Origin of the sequence: Arthrobacter sp. Hiyo1 (assembly GCF_001263615.2) — a bacterium.
In the GTDB taxonomy this organism is placed as follows: domain Bacteria; phylum Actinomycetota; class Actinomycetes; order Actinomycetales; family Micrococcaceae; genus Arthrobacter.
Genome location: NZ_DF952478.1, coordinates 13,403 through 21,323 on the forward strand (window position 1 = coordinate 13,403; position 7,921 = coordinate 21,323).

A 7,921-nucleotide genomic window follows, 5' to 3' on the forward strand; every position below is an offset into this window, starting at 1 on the left:
CGGGAGCAGATGACGAGGGCGGCAACGGCTCCGACATGGGCCATGGATGCAACGACAACAAAGACACTGAGTACCGAATACATGATGTTCCCCCTCGTTGGACGGACGGTGTGGCCGAGCTGACATGCTGCGCCGTCGGGCAGGACCCGCGTTCCCAACGGGGCGAACCGGACCTTGGGGTAGGGCTTCAAATACGTCCAACCAGCGCAGCTTCGATACCGTAATCGCCGCGGACCTGGAAAAGTTACGCCGGCCCGGTCTGCGCCTGAGGTCCTGCGGCAGCGGAACGACCTCGGGCCTCCGCGGCCGCTCCGGTATTGGCAGGGCGTCTGGTCCCGACACCGGGACAGTCTCCCCGGGGGCGGCCGCGACGCTGCCGGATCCGGAGGCGGTCGCCAGGCTGCGTCGATTAGCGCACCCAGCACCTCGGTCGACGGGAAGAGCGCACAACGACGACGCCGACAGCATTTTTCGGAAGAACGTGCCGGCGGATTTCATCAAGCTTTGGCCAGTGCCCGCGTCGAAGCACAACGAAAGTCATCAGCCGACAGACCCGTCCACCAGCCTAGAGGCGCGACATTGTCCAAACCGGCACCGCTCACACCGTCCGGGCCGGTGTATCGCCGAATGAACTCCCCGTACGGCCCCACGGATGGCAAAGACACCGGCCTTGTATCCGGGCTTGATCTCTTGGGTGCGTGTGTCGGCTTTCCACGCGTCGGCTGCCGCATAGTCGGAAGGTCATCGGCCCGGGTCCTGGTTCTTGCCGATTCTTCTGACCGTCGACGCGCCGCCCTGTTCAGAAATGATGGCCTGCATTTCCAACATGATGGTCGCGGCGGAACTGAGCTGACCTTCGAGTTGCCGGACCTTCTCGCGCAGCCGCCGGGTTTTGGCTTTCTCGTGGGCCAGCTGCTCTTCGATCTGGCGGAACTCCTTGCTTCGAGGGGCCCGGGCGGGCGCGAGTTCATCCCACTCAGCGAGGAGGGCGTTCGCGCGGTGCATGGTTGCGCGGGAGACCCCGGCCTCTTTGGCGAGGTTCGATTTCGTCAGCCGGCCGTCGGAATTGACTGCCGTTCCACCCAGCAGTCGTCCCATCGCGTTGCGGAGCCTGGCTTCGGTTGCCGCGGAGATATCACTCATCGCCGGTCCGGTCCACTCCGCTGATCACTTGTCGGATGTCCCCGAGCTCTTGTTCAAGAGAGGCCCGGTTTCTGTCCGAGATACGTTTGTCCTTGAGGGCTTTGCGCAGGTCGTGTTCGGTCGCGACCCAGTGTGGGCGGTGTTCGCTCGTGATGACCGAGTTGCGGCAGAGGTGCGGTTGACATCGGGCAGGGTTGACGGTCAAGGCCTCCGGGGTTCCGGATGCCTGGCCGGTGAGGCAGAGGGCTGAGCCAAGGTCTCCCATGCAGGCGTTCAGGTTCCCGAACTTCACGGTGGAGAACTCGCTACGGAGCAGGTTTCTGATCATTCGTTCGTCGACGATGTTGCCCTCCATGCCGTCGGTGGCACTAAGGGCGGACGCTACTTTGTCGAGCTTGGCCGTGAATGACTTGGCTCCGGGGCCCACGGCGATGGTGTTTCCGGAGGTCCGGGCGTGCATGAGGCGTGCCAGGCGGACGGCGGTGGCGTCCGCGAGCTCGATTTTCAGTTCTTCGGCCCATTCCGGGGTGGGTTCGGCGTAGCCGCTGGTGGTCGCGTTGGATAGTGCACGCACGGCAGCATGCTTCAGGGTCAGACCCAGAGCAATCTCACCGTCCGGCTGTTGGCCCGCGATGATCGACATCGTCCGGCGGAACATGTGGGGGTTGATCCGGTATTCGGGAATCTCCTCCAGTCCCATTTCCGTGTGGTGGGCGTTGATATGGCGGACAAATTTCCGGATGTCTTTGTTGGGCCACAGTGCGGTGTTGTCCGGGTCGATCTGTCGGACCGCGGAAAAGACCCTGGTCGGATGGATCGAAAGTTCCTGGGCGACGGCCAGGGCCTGGGCGACGGGTTCGATGATCCACCACTTCTGTTCCGAGTTGGACTCGTCGTGCTTGAACTTGCGGGTGCGGATGGCCGGTGCCCCGAAATGCTGAACGACGGGGTCGCGGAGGATGCCTTGCAGCTCGGAGTCCCGAAGCATGCTCAGGGCGGCTACGAACAGGTAACAGGCGGTCCGCAGGGCGACGGCTTCGTGCCACATTCTTCGCGAATCGACGTTCGTGATCCAGGGGGAACGTGAGCCTCCTGCTGCATCAACGTCCCGGGCGTCGGGCAGGAGGTCGAAGGTTCTGCCCCGGTAGCGGTTTTCCGGGGCAAGGACAAGGTTTTTGAGCGGGAGGTTGGATTCCTTGGAGCCGTTGAACATGAGACGGGTTTGGCCGCCGCTGATGGACAGTGACAGAACGCCCCAATGCACATGGAAACCGTCGGCTGAGGGCCGCGACTTGTCGGCATGGTGGCGGCTGGAATGGAGGGGGATCGTGTTGGCCGGATCCTGAAGCCAGTCCTTCAGCAGATCCTTGTAGCTGCGCCCCGGTCCGGATGCCGTGCCGGGTTTGTTCAGTTCCTCCCAGCGTGATCGAGCTTTAAGTATGTCAGGGGCAAAGACATCGATGTATCTCCAGCACGCTCTCAGCAGCGGCCACCAGACGGCAGGCGGAAGAGCAGGCGTCTTGACTTTCCTGCTGGATGATCTGTTCCCGCTGAGCGCTTCCACGCTGGCTCCTGGCCAGGGCTCGGTGTCGAGTCCGCCGTAGCTAAGAACTGCCCGGTATTTGTAGAGGCATCGGATGGCCTTGTAGTACTTGGCCGGGTTGGACCCATGGCAGCTTGCTATGAATCTGTCCAGATCCCGTTCTGTCCAGGTCGAGGGATGTTCGTTCAGGCCCTCCTCGTGTACCCAGGCAGCAAGAGTCCGCAGGGCTTCAACGACAGACCTGACGGTTGAGACGGCGGCCGGGGCCATGGGCAGGAAGATCCCGGCCCGGCGACCTGAGGGTGGCAGGGGTTGAGCATCACCATGGCGATCTCCCTGAGCCTGAGGTTCCAGGCCGGCCAGGGGGTGTGGAAGCGTAGCCGGTGGCTGCTGGGCGAAAGGTTCGCGTTGCGCTCCCAGGCGTTCAGGTCCCAGACATCGGCTTGGCCGAAGTGCTGGATGAAGCGTCCGGGGACCAAGGGCACGCTCTGAAGTGCGGGCTCGGAGTTGGGGAAAAAGTCGCTGTGCGGATCTGTTGCGCTGCGGGGGGCCGAAGAGGGGCTCATCAGAAGTGGACTCGCTGACTTATAGGGACATGGATGGAGGCGGTGCCGGCATCGGCGGCCGTTTTCAACTGAGCAGGGGAAAACTCCCTGAGGATGGCCTCTATGGAGTCAAGGGTTCCTCCCCACGCCGATTGGAACTCCTGCGGGTGATAATTCGGTCGCTGGGCCAGCAGCGTCTCCCTGAAGGAGAGTATGCGGGGTAAATGGTCTTGGAAGATCAGCGCGTTGGGGCATAGGAAACACATCGACGGCCTGACGTGGCACAGCTTCCCCTCGGTGGTGAACGGCGAAGCGTAAGGGTTCCTGCACGCCGTCACCCCCATTTCCATGTCCTTGGGTGACTCGCGCACCGTCCGGCCAGCGAGGTCCCTCACGGTTTCATCGTCCCCGGCGAGCCTGAGCTCCTTGGCCCTGGCAGGAATGACCGCTGGCCCCTGAAGGATGGAGTTATAGACGTATTCCTGGGCGGCGTTTGTGACCTTGGCCGCCAGGACGTGGATGGTTGTCGTTTGCATGTAGTGGCCCCGGGAGACCTGAACTGTGTGGTCCATGCCTGCGGCACCCGCTGCGGTTCCGGTCACTGCCCCCTGAACGGACTTGAAGGTTTTCCGGATCCGGCGGATGTCAAACGGTCCGGTCCAGGAAATGCCGACATCCTTGACGAGGTCTTTGAGCAGGTACTGCTTGAAGATTTCGTTGGTCAGATAGGTCTCTGGTCCCGACCTGTTCAGCCGGACAAGAAGATACTGTTCTTCCCGGCGGGCCGTGGTCAGGTGCCGGATCGGTTCTGTAAGGGCCAGGAGCCGCTCAAGCAGCGCATAGACGTTCCATCTGGAGTTGCCTTGGTGGTATTCATGCGATTTCATCGTGCGGGCCCATAGCTTTTGAGTTGTAATGCTGACTTTTCCGTCGCCCCATTTCATGGCTCCAAGTCGCATGTCGGTAAGTTGTTCCGGAGCCCAGCCCGTCTCCATGAGCAGCAGAATCCTGAATGCCTGCAGCTCCCGTGAGCTCAGCGATGCGGGCAGCACGAACCTGCTCCGGGCACGGATGCGGGCACTCTCCGCTCCGGCCTCCCGGTTGAGTCCGTTCAGATGGTTCCGGGTCCTGGCCGCGACGGACCGAACTCGATCCCCTGCCAGGCTGTGGCCTGGCGCTTCGGTGGGCAATAACCGGAGAATCCCCGGGAGCGGACCCGGGGCGTCGTTGACTTCGGCGCCGTTGGAGACCATTACCGTGCCCCGCTGGATCCTGGATTCGGCGTCACGGATGATGGCCCGGCAACTGTCCCGCAACTGGATCCGGATTCCGTTCGGCAGCTCGTCCACGGGTGTTTCCTTTCTGGAAGGGGCAAGCGGTTTTGCCCCGGCCCGGGACCGCACCAGGGAGCCCGCCGGCCGCCCGGATCGGATGTGCCAGCGGATGATCTGCAACAATTGCATGCCGTCTTTGTAGGGCATGTTGCTTGTCGCCGCGTACCCTTGCCTGAGCGACAGCTCCCACTGGTGGATGCACTCGACCAGGGAAGCGCCGCTGTCGGCCAGCGAGACGCCATCCTCGACGTCACCACACTGAGCGAACTCGATGAATTTCCGAACCACAACCGACATGCGCCGCACTGTTGTCGGCGCGTAGCCCAGCGTCGTGGCCACCTCGTACCAGCTCTGCCCCAACTCGCGGGAGAGAACCCTCAGCCTGCTGTCACTGAGATCGAGCGTGCTGTTCAAGACACGCGTTCTGTGCGTTGCCTCGTGCACCCACCGAAGGGCCGTCGTCTGAGACCGGGCTGAAGTCATCACTTCAGCTCCCGGGTGAAGAGCTCGCTGATGTAGTCCGCGTAGGTGATGTCCGGGTCGGACCAGGTGTCCAGGGCTCGCCGAACGATTTCTTCAGTGTCCTCGACGTATCGAAGGTACGTCATGGTGGTCAATGGGCTTGCATGCCCGAGAAGCCGTTGCACCGACAGTATCGGGGAATGTACAAGATGGTCACTCATCGAACCATTCCCGATTTCGCCTCTTCTGCGTCCGGATTCCCGTTCCGAAGCCTTGACCATGAGATAGCGCAGCAAAACAACAGCAAACGTATGGCGCAGATCATGCGCGGTCACCTTAGCCGGCATCGCCGGGACCAGCGGCGAATCCCGGAATCGCTCCGTGCGCCGCGACGCCGCACCGAAAACGGCGCCCCACGCCCGCTGCTGGATAGCCAGTCCGTTTGAACCAACGAACAACGAGAGCGGCTCGAGACCCTCCGCTGTCTCCACCACGCAGAGCCGCCGAAGGCCGCCGGGCATCCGCGCAACGTCCCAGACATGCTCCTTGCCTTCGAACGTGGCCGCGATGCGGTTCTGTATCCGGTCAATCCGGTGAACGACCGCAAGCTCCTTCCGTCGTCTGACCCGGCCCTGCATGGTTTTACGAATGACGTCCGCCCGCTCGGTCCGCCTGTACAGGTGGATGAGCCTGAGAGTCTCGGCCGGGACGTGGACCGTCCTGCGGCGTGAAAACTTGGCGGTTGCTTCGATGTCGAACGACGACGTGCGGTCCATCATGTATGGAACTTCAAAGTCCAGCACCGAACAGAACTCGCGCAGACGCATGCCTGTCGAGAGCGCCAAAGTTGCGCCGGCGATGTTCCGTTGCGGGCAGGTTCCCCTCCATGAAAGGTCCAGCTCACCGCCCGGGAGCTGTCCGCCAAGCCCGACTTCGCGAAAGACCCTCCACTGCTCGTTTGAGAGGAATCGGATGGCCGGCGCGCCACGCACACCCGGGTAATCTATGGGTGAACGCCTGCCGATGGTTATCCAGGGTAACTGTTCCACGACCTTGCGCTGGATCAGGAACTTGAAGACCAGGGTGATGAGTGTCTTGTCCCGTTGCCATGTCGCCTCGCTCACTCCATCGCGGCCCGCTTCGGTGCGTGAATGGCGGTAGGCGACCAGATCGTCCTGCGTGGCCGCAACAATGTTCGTGTCCCGGGAAGCAAGAAAATCTGCCAGCCGCCGGGCGTCGTATGCGTAGCTCCTAAGGCTGAGCGAACTCAATGAGGGCCCAATCGCGGCGAAGAAGTCGGACCAATACGGAAGCGGACGTGATCGCTGATCGATAAGAACGGGTGACACGTTGTGGCCGCGGGCTCTCGCTCGTTCAAGAATTCGCGGCGAAACCCCAACATCCTCAAGCCACAGGACGCTGGAGTCGGATAGTGGACGGGACCAGATCAGAATGACATGCCTGGTGGGTGAGATAGGTCGGGAGTGAGACATATGCAGAGTATGCGCATAATTCTCCCGCCCAGGATTATTTCTCGGGCGATCTGGACCTTGCCGAGCACCTGATCCGCGACCGGGTCTCCACCTACATCTGGCGCGCCGCCGGCGAATCCATGATCAATGCCGGCATTCACGACGGTGACCTGCTCCTCGTCGACCGAGGCATCACTCCGGTTGCTGGACACATCGTCGTCGCGGTCATCGACGCGGAGTACGCCGTCAAGCGCCTCGATCTGGTGCACGGGCGGCCAGTGCTGCGCAGTGAGAATCCGGCCTACCCCGATCTCGCCCTGCACGAATTGTCGGAACTGACGATCTGGGGCGTTGTCACCTGGGTCTTGCACAAAACCGATGTCAGTCGCCCGATCTACGCTTCACACCGTGATGAACCAGCCAGACGCTCCGACCTCCATCGCACTCGTTGACTGCGTCTCCTTCTATGCCAGTGCTGAGCGGGTCTTCGACCCGACACTCCGAGATCGACCGATTGTTGTCTTAAGCAACAATGACGGGTGTGTTGTCGCGGCCGACCCCCTGGCCAAGCAGATGGACCCTGAAATCATGGGCAAGCCCTGGTTCAAGATCGAGTCCTGGTGCCGGGCGAAGGGCGTCAGCGCGCGGTCATCGAACTACGAGCTCTACGGTTCGCTTTCCGCCCGCGTCGCCACGATCCTGTCGCGTTTCTCGGCCTGGCAGGAGGTCTACTCGATCGACGAGAGCTTCCTTCGATTCCGCGGCACGCCTGAAGAGCTCGAAGCCCTCGGCCAGGAGATCCGCTCGACGGTGATGCGCCTGACCGGCGTCCCGGTGCGCGTCGCGGTTGGTCCGACGAAGACCCTCGCCAAGGTCGCCGCGCTCGGCATCAAGAAGAGCCCCGCGATGAATGGCGTGCTCGACCTGGGCAGATACCCGGCCGAACAGCTGAATCGGATCCTGGCCTCGGTCCCGGTACAGGACCTCTGGGGCGTCGCCGGGCGCACGACGAAGAGGCTCGCCACGATGGACATCCATACGGCGAAAGAGCTGCGCGACGCCGATGCGAAGTGGATCAGGAAGCGCTTCTCGGTCGTCATGGAACGCACCGTCCTGGAGCTGCGCGGTATCAAGTGCATCGAGCTCGAGCTGCAGCCGCCGGCGGCCAAGGACCAGCTCATCTTCTCGCGCAGCTTCGCCAAGAAGCTCACGGAGCCCGGCGACATGGCACAGGTGCTCTCGATCTACGCCCAGAGTGTGTCAGCGCGACTCCGGTCACAAGGCTCTGTCGCCGGGCACTTGTCGGCATGGGCATCCACCGGATGGGCCGACGAGGGCACGGTCGCGCATACCGCCCATGTCGCGGTGCCGCTGCCGACGCCGAGCGATGACCCGATCACGCTTACCAAGGCTGCGCGTGCG

General features: G+C 62.6%; 6 protein-coding genes and 1 pseudogene. 2 read left to right on the forward strand and 5 right to left on the reverse strand.

Annotation, left to right across the window (positions count from 1 at the left end; genetic code table 11):
• From AHiyo1_RS25810 to AHiyo1_RS22430, 5 genes are all read right to left on the reverse strand, one after another.
• Positions 1–191, reverse strand: a 191-nt coding sequence (locus AHiyo1_RS25810) for a hypothetical protein (protein ID WP_216363293.1), incomplete at its 3' end; no start/stop codon positions are given.
• A gap of 550 nt (positions 192–741) precedes the next feature.
• A complete protein-coding gene (locus AHiyo1_RS22410) occupies positions 742–1,143 on the reverse strand; it encodes a hypothetical protein (protein WP_059390057.1) in 402 nt (133 codons plus the stop codon).
• A complete protein-coding gene (locus AHiyo1_RS22415; protein WP_059390058.1) occupies positions 1,136–2,956 on the reverse strand; it encodes a hypothetical protein in 1,821 nt (606 codons plus the stop codon). The genes AHiyo1_RS22410 and AHiyo1_RS22415 overlap by 8 nt, the downstream gene beginning before the upstream one ends.
• 295 nt (positions 2,957–3,251) lie before the next feature.
• Positions 3,252–4,979 (reverse strand): hypothetical protein, encoded by a 1,728-nt coding sequence (locus AHiyo1_RS22425; protein ID WP_148667719.1) that lies wholly within the window; start codon positions 4,977–4,979, stop codon positions 3,252–3,254.
• Between the two features lie 68 nt (positions 4,980–5,047).
• A complete protein-coding gene (locus tag AHiyo1_RS22430) occupies positions 5,048–6,298 on the reverse strand; it encodes a tyrosine-type recombinase/integrase (protein WP_172465707.1) in 1,251 nt (416 codons plus the stop codon).
• A gap of 248 nt (positions 6,299–6,546) precedes the next feature.
• On the opposite strand from AHiyo1_RS22430, the pseudogene AHiyo1_RS22435 reads away from it, so the two are divergent.
• Positions 6,547–6,951 (forward strand): annotated as a pseudogene (locus AHiyo1_RS22435) (LexA family protein); the annotation flags it as partial.
• On the forward strand, positions 6,911–7,921 hold a 1,011-nt coding region (locus tag AHiyo1_RS22440; protein ID WP_084784682.1), incomplete at its 3' end, for a Y-family DNA polymerase. The pseudogene AHiyo1_RS22435 and the gene AHiyo1_RS22440, both read left to right, overlap by 41 nt.